Source organism: Caballeronia insecticola (genome assembly GCF_000402035.1).
In the GTDB taxonomy this organism is placed as follows: domain Bacteria; phylum Pseudomonadota; class Gammaproteobacteria; order Burkholderiales; family Burkholderiaceae; genus Caballeronia; species Caballeronia insecticola.
Window position 1 is genome coordinate 926,820 of record NC_021287.1, and the last position, 16,925, is coordinate 943,744.

The 16,925-nt window shown below is 65.0% G+C and carries 15 protein-coding genes and 1 pseudogene; 9 read left to right on the forward strand and 7 right to left on the reverse strand.

Annotated features, from left to right (window positions below; translation table 11 throughout):
- Positions 1-62: 62 nt before the first annotated feature.
- Together BRPE64_RS04280 and BRPE64_RS04285 are read right to left on the reverse strand one after the other, a co-directional pair.
- Entirely contained in the window at positions 63-1,013 is a 951-nt protein-coding gene (locus tag BRPE64_RS04280; protein WP_016344789.1) for a DMT family transporter, read from the reverse strand.
- A gap of 28 nt (positions 1,014-1,041) precedes the next feature.
- Positions 1,042-1,839 carry a VOC family protein gene (locus BRPE64_RS04285; protein WP_016344790.1) on the reverse strand — a complete coding sequence of 266 codons (798 nt, stop codon included), beginning with the start codon at positions 1,837-1,839 and terminating at the stop codon, positions 1,042-1,044.
- Between the two features lie 189 nt (positions 1,840-2,028).
- Between BRPE64_RS04285 and BRPE64_RS04290 the strand changes: the two genes are divergently transcribed.
- Positions 2,029-3,504 (forward strand): aminotransferase-like domain-containing protein, encoded by a 1,476-nt coding sequence (locus BRPE64_RS04290; protein ID WP_016344791.1) that lies wholly within the window; start codon positions 2,029-2,031, stop codon positions 3,502-3,504.
- Here BRPE64_RS04290 and BRPE64_RS04295 read toward each other — a convergent pair.
- A complete protein-coding gene (locus tag BRPE64_RS04295; RefSeq protein WP_016344792.1) occupies positions 3,501-4,073 on the reverse strand; it encodes a hypothetical protein in 573 nt (190 codons plus the stop codon). The two genes, BRPE64_RS04290 and BRPE64_RS04295, sit on opposite strands and share 4 nt — an antisense overlap.
- 175 nt (positions 4,074-4,248) lie before the next feature.
- Between BRPE64_RS04295 and htpG the strand changes: the two genes are divergently transcribed.
- On the forward strand, positions 4,249-6,153 hold the full coding sequence (htpG, locus tag BRPE64_RS04300) for a molecular chaperone HtpG (protein WP_016344794.1): 1,905 nt from the start codon (positions 4,249-4,251) through the stop codon (positions 6,151-6,153).
- 58 nt (positions 6,154-6,211) lie between these two features.
- Here the strand turns inward: htpG and BRPE64_RS04305 are convergent, their stop codons facing one another.
- Entirely contained in the window at positions 6,212-6,469 is a 258-nt protein-coding gene (locus BRPE64_RS04305; protein ID WP_016344795.1) for a hypothetical protein, read from the reverse strand.
- A 90-nt stretch (positions 6,470-6,559) separates the two neighbouring features.
- On the reverse strand, positions 6,560-8,338 hold the full coding sequence (locus BRPE64_RS04310; protein ID WP_016344796.1) for a tetratricopeptide repeat protein: 1,779 nt from the start codon (positions 8,336-8,338) through the stop codon (positions 6,560-6,562).
- Between the two features lie 262 nt (positions 8,339-8,600).
- Here BRPE64_RS04310 and BRPE64_RS32230 point away from each other — a divergent pair.
- Positions 8,601-9,009 (forward strand): annotated as a pseudogene (locus BRPE64_RS32230) (molecular chaperone HtpG); the annotation flags it as partial.
- A gap of 23 nt (positions 9,010-9,032) precedes the next feature.
- Here BRPE64_RS32230 and BRPE64_RS04320 read toward each other — a convergent pair.
- Positions 9,033-10,811, reverse strand: a complete 1,779-nt coding sequence (locus BRPE64_RS04320) for a tetratricopeptide repeat protein (protein ID WP_016344799.1) — start codon at positions 10,809-10,811, stop codon at positions 9,033-9,035.
- A gap of 171 nt (positions 10,812-10,982) precedes the next feature.
- On the opposite strand from BRPE64_RS04320, the gene BRPE64_RS04325 reads away from it, so the two are divergent.
- From BRPE64_RS04325 to BRPE64_RS04350, 6 genes are all read left to right on the forward strand, one after another.
- Entirely contained in the window at positions 10,983-11,624 is a 642-nt protein-coding gene (locus BRPE64_RS04325; RefSeq protein WP_016344800.1) for a chorismate--pyruvate lyase family protein, read from the forward strand.
- Positions 11,621-12,127 (forward strand): DNA-deoxyinosine glycosylase, encoded by a 507-nt coding sequence (locus tag BRPE64_RS04330; protein WP_016344801.1) that lies wholly within the window; start codon positions 11,621-11,623, stop codon positions 12,125-12,127. Before BRPE64_RS04325 ends, BRPE64_RS04330 begins: the two co-directional genes overlap by 4 nt.
- A complete protein-coding gene (locus BRPE64_RS04335) occupies positions 12,096-13,004 on the forward strand; it encodes a class I SAM-dependent methyltransferase (RefSeq protein ID WP_016344802.1) in 909 nt (302 codons plus the stop codon). The genes BRPE64_RS04330 and BRPE64_RS04335 overlap by 32 nt, the downstream gene beginning before the upstream one ends.
- A gap of 221 nt (positions 13,005-13,225) precedes the next feature.
- Entirely contained in the window at positions 13,226-13,483 is a 258-nt protein-coding gene (locus tag BRPE64_RS04340) for a DUF3311 domain-containing protein (RefSeq protein WP_044041238.1), read from the forward strand.
- Positions 13,483-15,033 carry a monocarboxylate uptake permease MctP gene (gene mctP / locus BRPE64_RS04345; protein WP_044041947.1) on the forward strand — a complete coding sequence of 517 codons (1,551 nt, stop codon included), beginning with the start codon at positions 13,483-13,485 and terminating at the stop codon, positions 15,031-15,033. Before BRPE64_RS04340 ends, mctP begins: the two co-directional genes overlap by 1 nt.
- Before the next feature lie 151 nt (positions 15,034-15,184).
- Entirely contained in the window at positions 15,185-16,294 is a 1,110-nt protein-coding gene (locus BRPE64_RS04350; protein ID WP_016344805.1) for an FUSC family protein, read from the forward strand.
- A gap of 30 nt (positions 16,295-16,324) precedes the next feature.
- Here the strand turns inward: BRPE64_RS04350 and BRPE64_RS04355 are convergent, their stop codons facing one another.
- Positions 16,325-16,753 carry a VOC family protein gene (locus tag BRPE64_RS04355; protein ID WP_016344806.1) on the reverse strand — a complete coding sequence of 143 codons (429 nt, stop codon included), beginning with the start codon at positions 16,751-16,753 and terminating at the stop codon, positions 16,325-16,327.
- Positions 16,754-16,925: the final 172 nt, after the last annotated feature.

Below are 16,925 nucleotides of genomic sequence, written 5' to 3' on the forward strand. Positions count from 1 at the left end.
GGCCGCGTGTTTTCAAACTGGGCTGACGACGAACTGCAATCCGTGATTATCGCGCGGGCGCGTCATCTTGCGTGCGTCGTGCGGGCGGCGCCCGGTGCAACCACGGCCGGCGTCGGCGCGGGACGCACGGCGGCGCGCCGGCCGAGCACGACGGTCACGATGACGGCGGCCGCATACAGCCACGTCGATGCGCTCACGTGCTCGCCGAAGAACAGCGCGGACAACGCCATCGTGAAGAAGATCTGCAGCAACTGAACCTGCCCGACGCGCGCGATGCCGCCCATCGCGAGTCCCGCGTACCACGCGAAAAAGCCGATGAACTGCGAGAACAGCGTCACGTAGCCGAACGCGAGCCAGGTCTTGAGCGACAGCGCTTCGGGATGCGTCGCATGGCTGCCGAACAATTGCGCCCACGCGAGCCAGCCGACCGGCAGCACCAGAAACGGCGCGGAGAGCACGAGCGCCCAGCAGATCACCTGCCAGCCGCCCATCTGCCGCGCGAGCCGCGCGCCTTCGGCGTAACCGAGCGCGCCGATGCCGACCGCGACGAGCATCAGCAGGTCGCCCGCCTGCAATCCGCCGCCGCCCGACTGCAGCGCGAACGCGACGACAATCGCGCTGCCCGCAATCGCGCTCGCCCAGAACGCCTTCGACGGCCGCTCGTGCGAGAGCCACGCCGCATAAATCGCGACGCACAGTGGCTGCAACCCGTTGACGACGGCGCCGTGCGAGGCGGGCACGGTTTTCATGGCCCACGCCGAAAACACCGGAAACGCGATGATGACGCCCAGCGCGACGATCGCCAGGCTCTTGACCTGCGGCCACGTCGGCAGCTTTTCGCGGCGCCAGGCGAGCAGCGCGGCGGCCGGAATCGCGGCGACGAGCGCGCGTCCGAGGCCGTTCAGCAGCGGATGCACCTCCGCGACGACGATGCGCGTCATCGGCAGCGTCAGACTGAAAATGACGACGCCGATCAGGCCGAGCAACATGCCTTCGGTTTCGCGGGACTTCATCGTGAGGTGTCTCCTGGTTGGCCTGCGCTTACGCGTCGGGCGGGGTATCGGGTGCTTCCTGCGGCTCGGGCTTTTTCGTCCGGCGGCGTTTGGCCGCCTGCTGCGCGTCTTCTTCGCGCGCCCGCGCCTGTTCCGCCGATTCGCCGAGCGTGAGCACGGAGCCATCCGGCAGATCGAACTGCGCGACGAGCACGGGCGCGCCCGCCGTCGCCTGAACCTGCATCAGATGCGACGCGCCGAGCCATTCGAGCTGAGCGGCGAGCGCCGCCGCGTCCGGATGAAAACCCGTCAGCGATTTCAGCGCGATGCCCGTTTGCGGCAGCGTGTCGCTCGGATGGCGCGGCGTGTCCCACTGGATCAGCGACGGCAGCACACCGTCGCCGGCGCCTTGCCACGCGGGGAACGCGCCGTCGTCCGGCACGGTCAGGCCCCACGAATTGCCGCCGCGCGACATGGCCGCGACGGGCGCGATGCGTTCGGGATACTGCTCGCGCCAACGCACGAGCGACTTCGGCCGCTCCACGCGCACGGCCCAGTGCACGAGCTGCGGGCCGTTTTCTTCGAGACGGCGCTGCATCGCCGGATCGTCGAGCGCGAACAGGCGCGGGCGCGGCGAAGCGACGGGCGCCGCGTGCGGATCGATCGCGATCACTTCCAGATACGCGCCGCCCCACAGATTCAGCAGACGGTTGTGCGTGCGCATCAGCGGATGCGCTCCGCCCGCCGCCATCTCCACGCCGAATTTCGTGGCGACGAAGCGCGCGCCTTCTTCAAGCGTCAGGGCGTTGATTATGAGGTGATCGAGTTTGAGTCGACGGTCGGTCATGAGAGGGGCAAAGGGGGCGCAAAAAACGGTTCAAAGGCCGAAAGCATAACGCTTCCCCGCCGCGCTTCTGAAAGCCCGAAAGCAGAATGTAGCCGCTATCACCGTAACAGTAACGGTACAATCGGCCCCATACTATTCGATACAGTTTCTCCAACGCCGCCGCGCGTTCGCCGAACATCGGAGGTCCGCATGTCCGTCCCGCTCGAACAGATTCCCGCCCCGCACGACGCCCCGCAGCTCACGCTCGTCGATCAGCTCGTGCAATGGGGACGCCGCCGTATCGACGAACGCGTGTTCCGTCCCGGCATGCGCATGCCGTCGATCCGCAAGCTGGCGCTCGACAAGGGCGTGTCGCGGTTCACGGTGGTCGAGGCGTACGAGCGGCTGGTCGCGCACGGTTATCTCGATTCGCGGCGCGGCTCCGGTTTCTACGTGCGCGAGCGCAGCGCGCCGGCATTGGTCGCGAAGGGCGAGACATCGGCGATGGCGGCGCTCGCGGCGGAGCGCGAGCCGGTGCGGAACACCATCGACGTGGTCTGGCTGCTGCGCAACATGCTGCATACGTCCAGCCCGGAAAAAGGGCCGGGTCTCGGTTACCTGCCGGGCCGCTGGCTCGACGGCGAACTCATTACGAACGCGCTGCGTTCGCTGTCGCGGCAGAGCGGCGCGCAGATGCTCGGCTTCGGCACGCCGCAAGGCTTTTTGCCGTTGCGCCAGCAGTTGCAGACGCGGCTGGAGGAACTGGAAATCGGCGCGTCGGCGGCGCGGCAGATCGTGCTCGTGTCGGGCATCACGCAAGCGATCGACCTGATCGCGCGCCTCTACGTCAAACCGGGCGACGCGGTGATCGTAGGCGATCCGGCGTGGTTCCAGATGTTCGGCCGTTTCGCGTCGCAGGGCGCGCGGCTCCTCGGCATGCCGTACACGCCCGACGGTCCCGACCTCGACGCGCTCGAGACGCTCGTCGCGACCTGGCGTCCAAAGATGCTGATCATCAACTCCGTCCTGCAGAACCCGACCGGCACCTCGCTCACCGCCGCGCAGGCGTTCCGTATCCTGCAACTGGCGCAGGAGTACGACTTCATCGTCGTCGAGGACGATGTGTACGGCGATTTCTGTCCAGCGGGCTTTCCCGCGACGCGCCTGGCTTCGCTCGATCAGCTAAAGCGCGTGATCTTTCTCGGCAGTTTTTCGAAGACGCTCGCGGCGAATCTGCGCGTCGGCTATATCGCGGCGTCGGCCGACGTGGCGAAGGCGCTCGCCGACCAGAAGATGCTCGTCGGCATGACGAGCCCGGAACTCAACGAGCGCGTCGTCTACAAGGTGCTGACCGAAGGGCACTACCGGCGGCACGTCGAGCGGCTGCGCGCGCGGCTCGACGGCGTGCGCGAAAAGACCGCGCGCATGCTGGAGAAGACCGGCCTCAGGCTTTTCGCGACGCCCCCCGCGGCAGGCATGTTCCTGTGGGCGGACGCGGGCGTCGACTCCGACGGTCTCGCGGCGGCCGGACACGAAGCGGGCTTTCTGCTCACGCCCGGCAGCCTGTTTTCCCCGCATCAATCGCCGACAACCTGGATGCGCTTCAACATCGCCAATTGCGGCGATCCGGCGCTGCCCGAACTGCTGTCGAACTGTCTGGAAAAGGCGTCGCGGCGAAGCGCCTAGCGCGCGTTTCCGTGGACGTGCTTGCGTCCGGGCAAATTGCGCCGTTCGGCCGGCGCGCGGATGAAGTCGCTCAGCACGGCTTCGAAGAACGCGAGCGCGCCGGGCATTCGCCGGTAGCGATGTTCGTAGAGGCTGCCTTGCGCGTCGCAGAATCTGAGCGCGAAATAGTCCGCGAGCAGGTTGCCTTGCGCTTCCATGTTGTAATCGCACAGACGCTTGCCGTCTGCGAGCGTGTAGGCATACGGCAGACCGACGCGGATCGCGCCGCGCAGCCTGACCGGATAGCCGAGCTGGAATTGCCAGACGTGCGTCATCTCGTGGATGAACCACATGCGGTCGGCGAGGCTACTGCGGGAGAAATCGTCCTGAAAACAGCCGCGCGGAAAATACAGGTTGCCGTTGGGCGCCATCGCCGTGCGCGACGGCTGCAGGCCGAACGGCAGATAGCCGCAGGCATAGACCGAGACTTTCGCGTAGTCGATTGCGTCCCGGAACACGAGCCGGGCTATCGCGGCTTCGCCGTCCGTGAGCGGACGCGCGTGGCGCTTTCGATTTGAAAGAAACGGCATGACGGCTTCATGAGCGAGGGCGGGGCGATGATCTTAGCCGGGCGCGCTGGCTCTTGAAAGATCGAGTGCCGCCCTCATATCCGACGAATTGTCCGCGCGGGCGTGCACGCGAAAGCATGCAAAAGCACGCGACGGACCGAACAGACCCACGAATTCAACACCAGAGGACCCGACCATGGCGCAAGAAACCATGAGCTTTCAGGCGGAAGTGAAGCAGCTTCTGCACCTGATGATCCATTCGCTCTACAGCAACAAGGAAATTTTCCTGCGCGAGCTGATTTCCAACGCATCGGATGCTGCGGACAAACTGCGCTTCGAAGCGATCGAAAACAGCGCGCTGTACGAAAACGATCCGGATCTGCGCATCCGCATATCGTTCGATAAAGCCGCGCGCACCGTCACGATCGACGACAACGGTATCGGCATGAGCCGCGAAGAAGCCATTTCGCATCTCGGCACCATCGCGCGTTCGGGCACCAAGGAATTCTTCTCGAAGCTCTCCGGCGATCAGCAGAAGGATGCGGCGCTTATTGGCCAGTTCGGCGTCGGCTTCTATTCGGGCTTCATCGTCGCGGACAAGATCACCGTGGAAACGCGCCGCGCCGGTTTGCCGGCAGCGCAAGGCGTGCGCTGGACGAGCGCGGGCGAGGGCGATTTCGAAGTCGAGGACATCGAGCGCGCGCAACGCGGCACGACCATCACGCTGCATCTGCGTGCGGACGAGGACGAGCTGCTGTCCACGCACAAACTGAAGTCGATCATCCAGAAGTATTCGGACCACGTCGCGCTGCCGATCCTCATGAAGCAGGAAGAGTGGGACGCCGAGAAGAGCGAGATGGTCGTGAAGGACGAGGACGAGACCGTCAATCAGGCGAGCGCGTTGTGGACGCGGCCGAAGAGCGACGTGAGCGACGAGCAGTACAAGCAGTTCTACCAGCACATCTCGCACGATCACGACGAACCGCTCGCGTGGACGCACAACCGTGTCGAGGGCCGCAGCGAATACACGCAACTGCTGTATGTGCCGAAGCACGCGCCGTTCGACCTGTGGAACCGCGAGCATCGCGGCGGGCTCAAGCTGTATGTGAAGCGCGTGTTCATCATGGACGATGCCGAGCAACTGCTGCCCGCGTATCTGCGTTTCGTGAAGGGCGTGGTCGATTCGGCGGATCTGCCGCTCAATGTGTCGCGCGAGATTCTGCAGGAAAGCCGCGACGTGAAGGCGATTCGCGAAGGCGTCACCAAGCGCGTGCTGTCGATGCTTGAAGACATTGCCGCTTCATCGGCCGAGGCCACCGACGACGCCGAAAAGCAGAAATACGCGACCTTCTGGAGCGAGTTCGGCCAGGTGCTGAAGGAAGGCATCGGCGAGGACTTCGGCAATCGCGAGCGCATCGCGAAGCTGGTGCGTTTCGCATCGACGCATAGCGACGTCAACGAGCAGAACGTGTCGCTCGCCGACTACGTCGCGCGCATGAAGCCCGAGCAGACGAAGATCTATTACGTCACCGCCGATAGCTGGCAGGCCGCGAAGAACAGCCCGCATCTGGAAGTGTTCCGCAAGAAGGGCGTCGAGGTGCTGTTGCTGACGGATCGCGTCGACGAGTGGATGCTGTCCTTCCTCAACGAATTCGACGGCAAACCGCTCGCGAGCGTCGCGCGCGGCGACCTCGACCTGGGCGCGCTCAACGACGAAGAAAAGCAGCAGCAGGAAAAGGTCGGCGAGGAGATGAAGCCGCTCGTCGAGAAGATGAAGGAAGCGCTCGAAGGCAAGGCGAAGGACGTGCGTCTGACGTTCCGGCTGACGGATTCGCCGAGCTGCCTCGTGGCCGATGAAGGCGACATGAGCGGCTATCTGCAGCGCATGCTGAAGGCAGCGGGCCAGAACGCGCCGCAGATGCAGCCGATTCTGGAAGTGAATCCGGAGCATCCGCTGGTGAAGGCCCTGAGCGCGGACAACGCCAATTTCGCGGACTGGTGCCATCTGCTCTTCGACCAGGCAATGCTGGCCGAAGGCGGCGCGCTGGAAGATCCGGCGAGCTTCGTGAAGCGCACGAACGCGCTGTTGCTGGCGCGCTGAATCTCCCGCGAGTAGGTCTATGAAAAACGCGCTGCCGGGTTGGTCCGGCAGCGCGTTTTTATTTGAGCTTTCGCTCCTTGTTGGACTGCGCCAGTACCGATCCGGCAAGCGCCTTGGTGTCCTGCGAATACTTCGAGCTCTGCAGCACTTCGCTCGCCTTGTGCTCCATTGCCGCGCTGGTCTGCTTGCCGGTATGCGACTGCGCCAGGGCGGAGGCCGCGAGACTCTTGGCGATTGCCGACGCTTTGGGGTTATGCAGCGTTTCCGCTGCCAGATGTGCCACTTTCTTGGACGTCTGCTTTTTGTTTTCCGACATTCGATCGACTCCGTTGAGTCGCCGAGCTTAACGAGCACGGCGCGCAGCACAGTCTGAGCGCCGCGACGCGTTCGCTCCGTACGAATCTTCCTAACTGACGCTATCTCCCGCGCCGAGCGCCGCAAGCGCCGCACGCAACTCATCGACGACCGGCGACCAGTCGCCCAACGTGTGCTGTCTGAAAAGGCGTGCGCTTGGATACCACGGGTTGTCGACGCGGCCGATCATCCAGCGCCAGTCGGCCTGTGCGGGCAGCATGATCCACACCGGCTTGCCGAGCGCGCCCGCCAGATGCGCGACGGACGTATCGACCGTGACGACCAGATCAAGCGCTTCGATCGCGGCCGCGGTGGCGACGAAGCTGTCCAGTTGCGCATCGAGCGGCGTGATCGGCCATCGGTCGGCGCATTCGGCGAGCTGCCGCGTGGCCACGCCTTTTTGCAAGGCGAACCATGCGAGGCCGGGCAACTCGGCAAGCGGCAACAGGCGGTCGAGCGGAATCGATCTGAAGCGATCGAGATGATGACCGGGATTGCCCGCCCACACGATGCCGACCTTGCGACGCTGTCCCGCCGCCCGATCGAAACGCTCGCGCCAGATCGCGGCGAGGGCTGCATCGGCCGAGAGATAAGGCACGCGGGCAGGAATCGCCTCGTCCGCTAGACGATGAGGCACGCTCATCACGGGGCAGTAGTAGTCGTATCCGTCGCGAGGCATTTCCGTAATCGCGCGGTCGATGCCATCGGCGCGGGCGAGCAGCGGCGCAAGCGCTTCGGTTGCCCATACGTCGACGGTCGCGCCCATCGCGCGTAGCACGCCGGCGTAGCGGATGAACTGGAACTGGTCTCCGGCGCCCTGTTCGCGATTCAGGACGATGCGTTTGCCCGCGAGCGGTTCGCCTTGCCATTCCGGGATGTCGAGCGCCGGATAACCGCCCGCCTCGCCGCCCGCCTTGCGGAACTCGTACATTGCCCAGCCCGCGCGGTAGTGGCCGCGCCGCAGCTCCGACATGCCCAGAACCTTGTTCGCATCCGGCATATCGGGTTTCAACTGGATGGTGCGGCGCAAGTGCTCGTCCGCTTCGTCGTAGCGCGCGAGGCACGTCAGCATGAAGCCGACATTGTTGTGCACGGAGGCGTTGTCCGGCACGAGTGCGAGCGCGCGCCCATAGACTTCGAGCGCATCCTCGAAGCGCAGTTGCGATCCGAGCGTGAGTGCCAGGCCGAAGACGGCGTGAATATTGTCGGGTTCTCGTTGCGCCGCTTGCCGGAACATGGCCTCGGCATCGACATGACGCTTCATCGCGTTCAGGGCGTACCCCTCGCCGAGCAGCCCGCGCATGTCGTCCGGAGCGATGTTGCGTGCGTCCCGATAAGCAACGAGCGCGTCGTGCGGCCGGCCCAGTTGCTCGAGCAATTCGGCGTTCGCGAGGACCGCGTCGAGCATGCGCGGATCGAGTTCGAGCGCGCGCGCGAAATGCGGCAGCGCGTCTTCGCGACGCCCGGCATCGCGCATGGCGTTGCCGAGGTTGCAGTGCAGCCGCGCGTTGTCCGGCGTGCATCGAATCGCGTGCCGGAAGCGGTCTATTGCGCCGTCGTAATCGGCGAGCATGAGCGCGGCAATGGCGCGATCGTTCAGCAGGTCCGCATTGTCTGGCGCGAGCGCGAGTGCGGCATCGAGACGCTCGATCGCGCGCGTCGGGTTGTGCTGCCGAAGATGCAGGCGACCGAGCGCGCAGAGCCGGTCGGCGTCGCCGGAAAGCGGGGCTTGCTCGGCGAGGTGAGCGAGTTCGGCTTCGTCGAATTCCTGATGGGAGCGAGGCGCGGGCTCGGCCGCAGCCGGATGAGTCGAAAGGATTTCTGCAGTCACGAAGCGAATGAATGAAGGAGCGCGGCGGTAGCGAACCCATGCCGGCCTTGGCCGGTTGCGCACGCAGCGCCGCTTCTGAGGGCGTCGTTCAGAATAGGAGTGCGACCCCGAAAGGTCTATCCGACCTTTCCCATTTGGGCGTGCCGAATCGACGCGCATTTATGCTCGGCGCCATGCCGACGCTCATCGATCCCACCGGCGCCCGCTGGCGCGTCGTCCCGCTTCCCACGCTCATCGACGCTCAAAAAGACTGGCTCGAGCAACGAAGATTTATTACGTCACCGCCGACAGTTGGCAGGCGCGAAGAACAGCCCGCATCAGGAAGCGTTCCGTAAGAAGGGCGTCGAGGTGCTGTTGCTGACGGATCGCGTCGACGAGTGGGTGCTTTCTTTCCTCAAAGATTAAGGCGACATGAGCGGCTATCTGCAGCACATGCTGAAGGCGGCGGGCCAGAACGCGCCGCAGCGCAGATGCAGCCGATTCTGGAAGTGAATCCGGAGCATCCGCTGGTGAAGGCCCTGAGCGCGGACAACGCCAATTTTGCGGACTGGCGCCATCTGCTCTTCGATCAGGCGATGCTGGCTGAAGGCGGCGCGCTGGAAGATCCGGCGAGCTTCGTGAAACGTACGAACGCGCTACCGGGTTGCACCGGCGGCGCGTTTTTTTGTTGAGCCTTGGCAGACTGCGCCAGGACTTACATGACGGCATCTCTCGCGCCGAACTCCGCAAGCGCCGCACGCAACTCCTCGATGACGGGCGACCAGTCGCCCAACGTGTGCTGCCTGAAAAGCCGCGCGGTCGGATACCAGGGGTTGTCGACGCGGCCGATCATCCAGCGCCAGTCGGCCTGTGCGGGCAGCATGATCCACACCGGCTTGCCGAGCGCGCCCGCCAGATGCGCGACGGACGTATCGACCGTGATGACCAGATCCAGTGCTTCGATCGCGGCCGCGGTGGTGGTGAAGCTGTCCAGTTGCGCGTCGAGCAACTCGATCGGCCAGCGGCCGGCGCAGTCGGCGAGTTGCCGCGTGGCCTCGCCTTTCTGCAAGGCGAACCATGCGAGGCCGGGCAGGTCGGCGAGCGGCAGCAGAGCGGCGAGCGGAATCGATCTGAAGCGATCGAGTTGGTGACCGGGATTGCCTGCCCACACGATACCGATCTTGCGACGCTGTCCCGCCGCCTGATCGAGACGCTCGCGCCATGTTCCGGCGAGGGCTGCATCGGCCGAGAGATAAGGCACGCTGGCGGGAATCGGTTCGTCCGGCAGGTGATGCGGCACGCTCATCACGGGGCAGTAATAGTCGTATTCGTTGCCGGGCGTGTGCGTGATCGCGCGGTTGACGCCATCGGCGCGGGCGAGCATCGGCGCAAGCGTTTCGTTCGCCCATACGTCGACGGTCGCGCCCATTGCGCGCAGCACGCGGGCGTAGCGGATGAACTGGAACTGGTCTCCGGCGCCCTGTTCGCGGTTCAGGACGATGCGTTTGCCCGCGAGCGGTTCGCCTCGCCATTCCGGGATATCGAGGGCCGGATAACCGCGCGCCACGCCGCCCGCCTTGCGAAATTCGTACATTGCCCGGCCCACGCGGTAGTTGCCGCGCCGCAGCTCGGACATGCCCAGGATCTTGTTCGAATCCGGCATATTGGGCTCCAACTGGATCGCGCGGCGCAAGTATTTGTCCGCGTCGTCGTAACGCCCAAGACACGTCAGCATGAAGCCCATATTGTGGTGCACGCTGACTTTGTCCGGCGCGAGCGCGAGCGCGCGCCCATAGGCCTCGAGCGAATCCTCGAAGCGCAGTTGCGCTCCGAGCGAAAGCGCGAGACCGAACACGGCGCGGGTATTACCGGGTTCCAGTTGCACCGCTTGCCGGAAAATGGCCTCCGCTTCAGTGTGACGCTTCAGCGCGACGGTCAGGACGTAACCCTCGCCGAGCAGCGCGCGCGTGTCGTCTTGAGCCAAACTGTGTGCGTTCCGATAGGCCACAAGCGCGTCGTGCGGCCGGCCCAGTTCGTCGAGCACTTCGGCGCTCGCGAGGCACGCTTCGAACATGCGCGGATCGAGTTCGAAGGCGCGCGCGAAAGGCGGCAGCGCGTCTTCGCGACGCCCGGCATCGCGCATGGCGTTGCCGAGGTTGCAGTGGAGCCGCGCATTGTCCGGCGTGCATCGGATCGCGTGTTGGAACCGGTCTATTGCGCCGTCATAGTCAGCGAGCATGAGCGCGGCAATGGCGCGATCGGTCAGACAGTCCGCGTTGTCCGGTGCAAGCGCGAGGGCGGCATCGAGACGCTCGATTGCGCGCGTCGGGTTGCGCTGCTGAATGTGCAGACGACCGAGCGCGCTGAGCTGGCCGGCGTCGCCGGAGAGCGGGCTGGGAAGCGGGCTAAGCAGCAGACCATGCGCGGCGAGGTGAGCAAGCTCGGCTTCGTCGAATTCCCGATAAGGGCGAGTGGAGAGGGTTTCTGCAGTCACGAAGCGAATAAAGAAATGAGCGCGGCGGTGGCGTACCCATGCCGGCCTGTCCGGATGCGCACGCAGAGCCGCTTTGAGAGCATCGCTCAGAATAGAAGTGCGACCCTGAAAGGTCTATGCGACGTTTCCCATTTGGACGTGCGGCATCGACGCGCATTTATAATCGGCGCCATGCCGACGCCCATCGATCCGACCGACGCCCACTGGCGCGTCGCCCCGCTTCCCACGCTCATCGACGCTCAAAAAGACTGGCTCACGCGCGGCGGCTCGCTGACCGCGCATTTGCGCACGCTCGGCGCGGTAAGCGTCGATGTGACGCGCGAAGCCGTCGATCTTCCGTGGCGCGACGAAGCGCGTGCCCTCGGCATCACGCCGCGCACGCCGGTGTGGGTGCGCGAAGTCGCGCTCAACGTGGAAGGCGTGCCGTTCGTCGTGGCGCATAGTATCGTCGCGCTCGCGCACAGCATCGGCGTGTGGCAGTCGATGCGCCGTCTGCGCACGCGTCCGCTCGCCGAACTGCTCTATAGCGACAGCAGCGTCTCGCGCTCGGCGCTCGCGAGCCGGCGCATCACGGCGCGGCATCCGCTGCATCGGCTTGCATCCGTGCAAACGAATCAGCCGGCGCACACGCTCGTCGCGCGACGTTCCGTGTTCGAGCGCCACGGCGCGCCGCTGATGGTCACGGAATGCATGCTCGATACGCTCTGGGCCAGGCTCGCGCCGATGCACGGCCCGCGCCGTCGCGATCACGCGCGTGCCTTTGAGCATCTGCGTTCGCATGCGACGCGCGTCGCGCACGGCGAAGCCACATGAAGCTCGCGGGATTCGCACCGATCGGCGACGAGGGCACGCACACGCTCATCCTGGGCAGCTTTCCGGGCGTAGCGTCGCTCGCGGCGACGCAGTACTACGCGCATCCGCGCAATCAGTTCTGGCGGCTGGTGGGCGCGGTCATCGGCGAGAATCTGCACGAACTCGCCTACGAAGATCGTTTGACGCGGCTCGTGGCGCACGGCATCGGCCTGTGGGACGTGCTCGCCGCGTGCGAGCGCGAAGGCAGTCTCGACAGCGCGATCCGCCACGCATCGCCCAACGACTTCGCCGAATTCCACGTGCGTTTTCCGCGGCTGCGGCGCGTCTGCTTCAACGGCAAGACCTCGGGCCGGTTCGCGCCGGTCCTCGGCGCCGCGGGCTACGAAACGCTCGTGTTGCCGTCGTCGAGCGCGGCCAATGCTATCCTCTCGTTCGATCAAAAATTGCGCATCTGGCGCGACATCCTCACTCATGACGAATCTGATCAGGCGCGCGTCCGCTGAAGCCCGCGCGTTCGGCCGTAAGAAAGACAACAGCAAATCGAAGAAGCGCGAGCGCGCCGCCGACGACGATCGCGACGACCTCGCGAATGCGCCGCGCATCGAAGCGCCCCGCAAGCCGCGCTTCGCGCCCGTGACGTTCTCGGAAGAGGGCGGCGTGCGCTATCTGCATTTCGGCACCGAATGGGTGCAGGGCGCGATGCGGCTCAAGAAGCCCGATCACATCGAGCTCGAATATGCGCAGCAGATGATGGCGTGGCTGCTGTTCGTCGAGACGCCCGAGCGCATCGTGCAGCTCGGCCTCGGCGCGGCGGCGCTCACCAAGTTCTGCTATCGCTTCCTGAAGCGCGCGAAAGTGGAGGCGGTCGAGTTGAATCCCGCTGTCGTGATCGCCGCGCGCGCGATGTTCGAACTGCCTTACGACGACGCGCGTCTCACCGTCACCGAGCGCGACGCGTGGGAATTCGTCAACGATCGCGCGAACCACGGCACGATCGGCGCGCTGCAGATCGATATCTACGACGCCACCGCGCGCGGCCCCGTGCTCGACAGCGTGTCGTTCTATCGCGCCTGCCGCGCGTGTCTCACGCCCGAGGCGGGCGTCGTCACGATCAACCTGTTCGGCGATCATCCGAGCTTCGTGCGCAACATGCGCCATCTCAACGAAGCGTTCGATCGTCGCGTGATTGCGCTGCCCGAAGTGCACGACGGCAATCGTGTGGCGCTTGCGTTCGCCGGTCCCGCGCTCGATGTGCCGTTCGCCGCGCTCGAAGCGCGTGCGAAGCTGATCGAGGCGGAACTCGGCCTGCCCGCGCGCAAGTGGGTCAAGGGCCTTGCCGAAAGCGCGGGCGTGGCGACGAGCGGTTCGTTCTCGATCTGATCGACGCGTGACACACCAAGGCCGGAACACGCGTTCTGGCCTATTCCCAAAATCCTTTCAAATCAGCGGAATAGTCGGGATTCCCCCTGCTTGACCCGCTTTTAACGGTCCCTATACTCCCTCTGTTATTTCGGGGCGCTTTCAGCGACACGTCTACCCGACGACCGGCATCCCGCCGGACTCGCGATAATCCAACGAATCAAAACAAGAGGAGACCGTTCATGGCTCACGAAGCTGCGACCGGCACCGGACAACCGCGCAACAAGCACTGGCTTTGGCTTTTGATCCTTCCCTGGATCGGTGTGGTATGGGTGCCGTTTTACAACAAGATCGAGCCCGTTTTGTGGGGCTTTCCGTACTTCTACTGGTATCAGCTTCTGTGGGTGCTGATCAGCGCGGTCATCACGGCCATCGTCTACAAGAAGACCAAAGCGCTGCCCTCGGGCCGCAAAAATAATAATCAAGGAGGTGCGCGATGATGAACGGCACCGCAACCTTCGTCTTCGTTCTCTTCTTCGTCGGCGTCACGATTCTCGGCTTCATCGCCGCGCACTGGCGTAAAGGCGATCTCGCACAACTCGACGAATGGGGCCTGGGCGGCCGCCGCTTCGGCACCATCGTCACGTGGTTCCTGCTCGGCGGCGATCTCTACACCGCGTACACGTTCGTCGCCGTTCCGGCGCTCGTGTTCGGCGCGGGCGCGACCGGCTTCTTCGCGTTGCCGTACACCATCCTCATCTATCCGTTCGCGTTCGTCGTGTTTCCGAAGCTGTGGAGCATCGCGAAGCGTCACGGTTACGTGACCGCCGCCGACTTCGTGCACGCGCGCTACAACAGCCGCATGCTGGCGCTCGCCGTCGCGTTGACGGGCATCGTCGCGACCATGCCGTATATCGCGCTGCAACTGGTCGGCATCGAAGTGGTGATCGGCGCGCTCGGTTTCTCGACGCAAGGCTTCGTCGGCGATTTGCCGCTCATCATCGCGTTCGCGATTCTCGCCGCCTACACGTACACGTCGGGCCTGCGCGCGCCGGCGATGATCGCCGTGGTGAAGGACGTGCTGATCTACATCACCATCATCGCCGCGATGATCGTGATTCCGGCGCAGCTCGGCGGCTTCGGCCATATCTTCAGCGTCGTGCCGCCTGAAAAGCTGCTGCTGAAAGCGCCGGATGCAGCGAGCCTGAACGGCTACAGCGCCTACGCGACGCTCGCGGTGGGTTCGGCGCTCGCGCTGTTCCTGTATCCGCACTCGGTGACGGCGATTCTCTCGTCGAATTCGGGCAACACGATCCGCCGCAACATGGCGCTGCTGCCGGCGTATTCGCTCGTGCTCGGCCTGCTCGCGCTGCTCGGCTACATGGCGCTCGCCTCGGGCGTGAAGGACATGCCGGAATTCGCGTCGTACTTCAAGGCCTACGGCGCGAACTTCGCCGTGCCGGCGCTGTTCCTGCACTACTTCCCGTCGTGGTTCGTGGGCGTGGCGTTCGCGGCTATCGGCATCGGCGCGCTGGTGCCGGCGGCGATCATGTCGATCGCGGCGGCGAACCTCTACACGCGCAACGTGCATCGCGAGTTCGTCAACAAGTCGATGACGCCGGAGCAGGAGACCAACGTCGCCAAGCTCGTGTCGCTGATCGTGAAGGTCGGCGCGGTGGTCTTCATTCTCGCGCTGCCGCTCACGTACGCCATTCAGCTGCAACTGCTCGGCGGCATCTGGATCATCCAGACACTGCCCGCGCTCGTGCTCGGCCTCTATACGCGCGTGCTCGATCATCGCGGCCTCCTGATCGGCTGGGCGGTGGGCATCGGCGTCGGAACGTGGATGGCCGTGTCGCTGCAATTGAAGGGCTCGATCTATCCGCTGCATCTGTTCGGCTATGTCGTGCCGGGCTACGCGGCGGTGTGGGCGCTGATCGCCAACCTGATCGTCGCGGTGGCCGTGAGTCTGCTCGTGCGCGTGCTGGGGCTGAAGCGCTCGGACGACCGTACGCGTCCGGAAGACTATCTGGACATCGTGGAAGGCTGATCCAGCCCGTGCGACGACGCGCCGTGCTGGCGCCCGACGCGTCGCGCGAAAAGCTGGTAAAACGCCCGTAACAGCCGCTGGCCGTTGCGGGCGTTTTCGTTTGGCGGCACCGTCCAGTGCGGCGGACCGTATTCACCGACGCGAGCGAACCATGCTTTCTCCGACATCGACGTCACCCCGGCGCGGCCATCTCGCGCGCATCCTGCACTGGATTGCGTCGCCGTACTTCCGCTACCGGCATGCAAACGCGATCCACGCGGTGCGCGTCGCGCTCGCCATGGCGACGTCGTTCATCGTCACGACAGGCGTCGACGTGCCGCACGGCCCGTGGGCATCGGTGTCGGTGCTGGTCGTGGTGGGCGGGCTGCAGCATTACGGCAATATCCGCAAGAAGGCGACCGAGCGCGCGGTCGGCACCATGCTCGGCGCGCTCTTCGGGCTCTTCCTGATTCTCGTGACGACGTTCTCCGGCTCGCAGATGCTGTTTTTCGTCCTGATGTGCCTGATCGCCGGCGGCTGCGCGTATTACGCGATCGGCAAGGCGGGCTACGTCGCGCTGCTCACCGCGATCACGATGGTCATCGTCTCCGGCCACGGCGACCTGCCGCTTTCCACCGGCTTGTGGCGCACGGCGAATGTGCTGATCGGCGTGGTGATCGCGCTCGGGTTCTCGTTCGTGCTGCCGCAATACGCGACGTATTCGTGGCGCTACCGGCTCGCGGACAATCTGCGCGAATGCGCGAGGTTCTACGGCGCCTTGCTCGACGGCACGCCGCTCATCGCGGAAGAAACCGCCCGGCGTTTCTTCGCGATGAGCCAGCGGCTCGTGCAGGCGCGCGCGTTGATGGAATCGGTCGCGAAGGAGACGGACGTGCCGCTCGCGCAACTCGAAGAAATCCAGCGCCTGCACCGCTCGATTCTCGCGGCGCTCGAAATGCTGATCACGTCGATGCCGGAAGTCGCGGCGGGCGGCAGCCGCTTTGCGATTGCGTGCTCGCCGCGCGAATACGCCGTGCGGCAGCAGCTTTTGCAGATGGCGCGCGCGCTGCGCTTCGGGCGCGTGGGGCTCCTGTACCGCGCGGTGGACACGTCGGCGTTCGTGTCGCACGCATGCGACGGCGAAGACGAAAACGATCGCGCCACGCAAGGCATGCACTGGCTCGCGATGCGCTTCGTCGAACAGGTGGACCGGCTGCGGCTGCGGCTGTCGGAAATCGAGCGGCAGTGGAATATCGAAGGCGCGCGGCCGCTCAACGACTGACGTCCCGACGCCGCAGCGAAGCCGCGAAACTCAGGCCGCCTTGGCTTCGCTCTCGACGGCGACGTTGACCATCCACGGCACGCCGAAGCGGTCGGTCAGCATGCCGAAGCCGCGCGTCCAGAAGGTGGATTGCCATGGCGTGAGCACCTGTCCGCCTTCGGCGAGCCTGGCGAAAATGCGCTGGCCGGCTGCCGCGTCATCGGCGACGATCGACAGCGTGAACCCGGTGTAGGCCTTGCGCGGCTGCTCGTCGCGGCCATCGGACGCCATGACGTCGTTCTGACCGACGCGAAAAATCGCGTGCATGATCTTGTCCTGCCACTCGGGCGGCGCGTCGCCGCCGTTCGGCATGTCACGGAAGCGAATCAGCGCGATGATCTGCGCGCCGAATGCGGCTCGATAGAGGTCGAGCGCCGCCGCGCAGTCGCCGTTGAAAAAGAGATAGGTATCCAGATGCATGATCGAACGATCCCGTGCGTGAGCAGCCGATGCGCCGCCGAAGCACGAGAGTCTAGTGCTTCGGCATGCCGGGTCAAATCGGAAAAGTTCAAAAGAAGGTGCCGCGCGGCGAAACAAAAAGGACCGCAAATCGAACCCGGCGGGGCCCGATCGCGGTCCTTTTTTCTCGGCT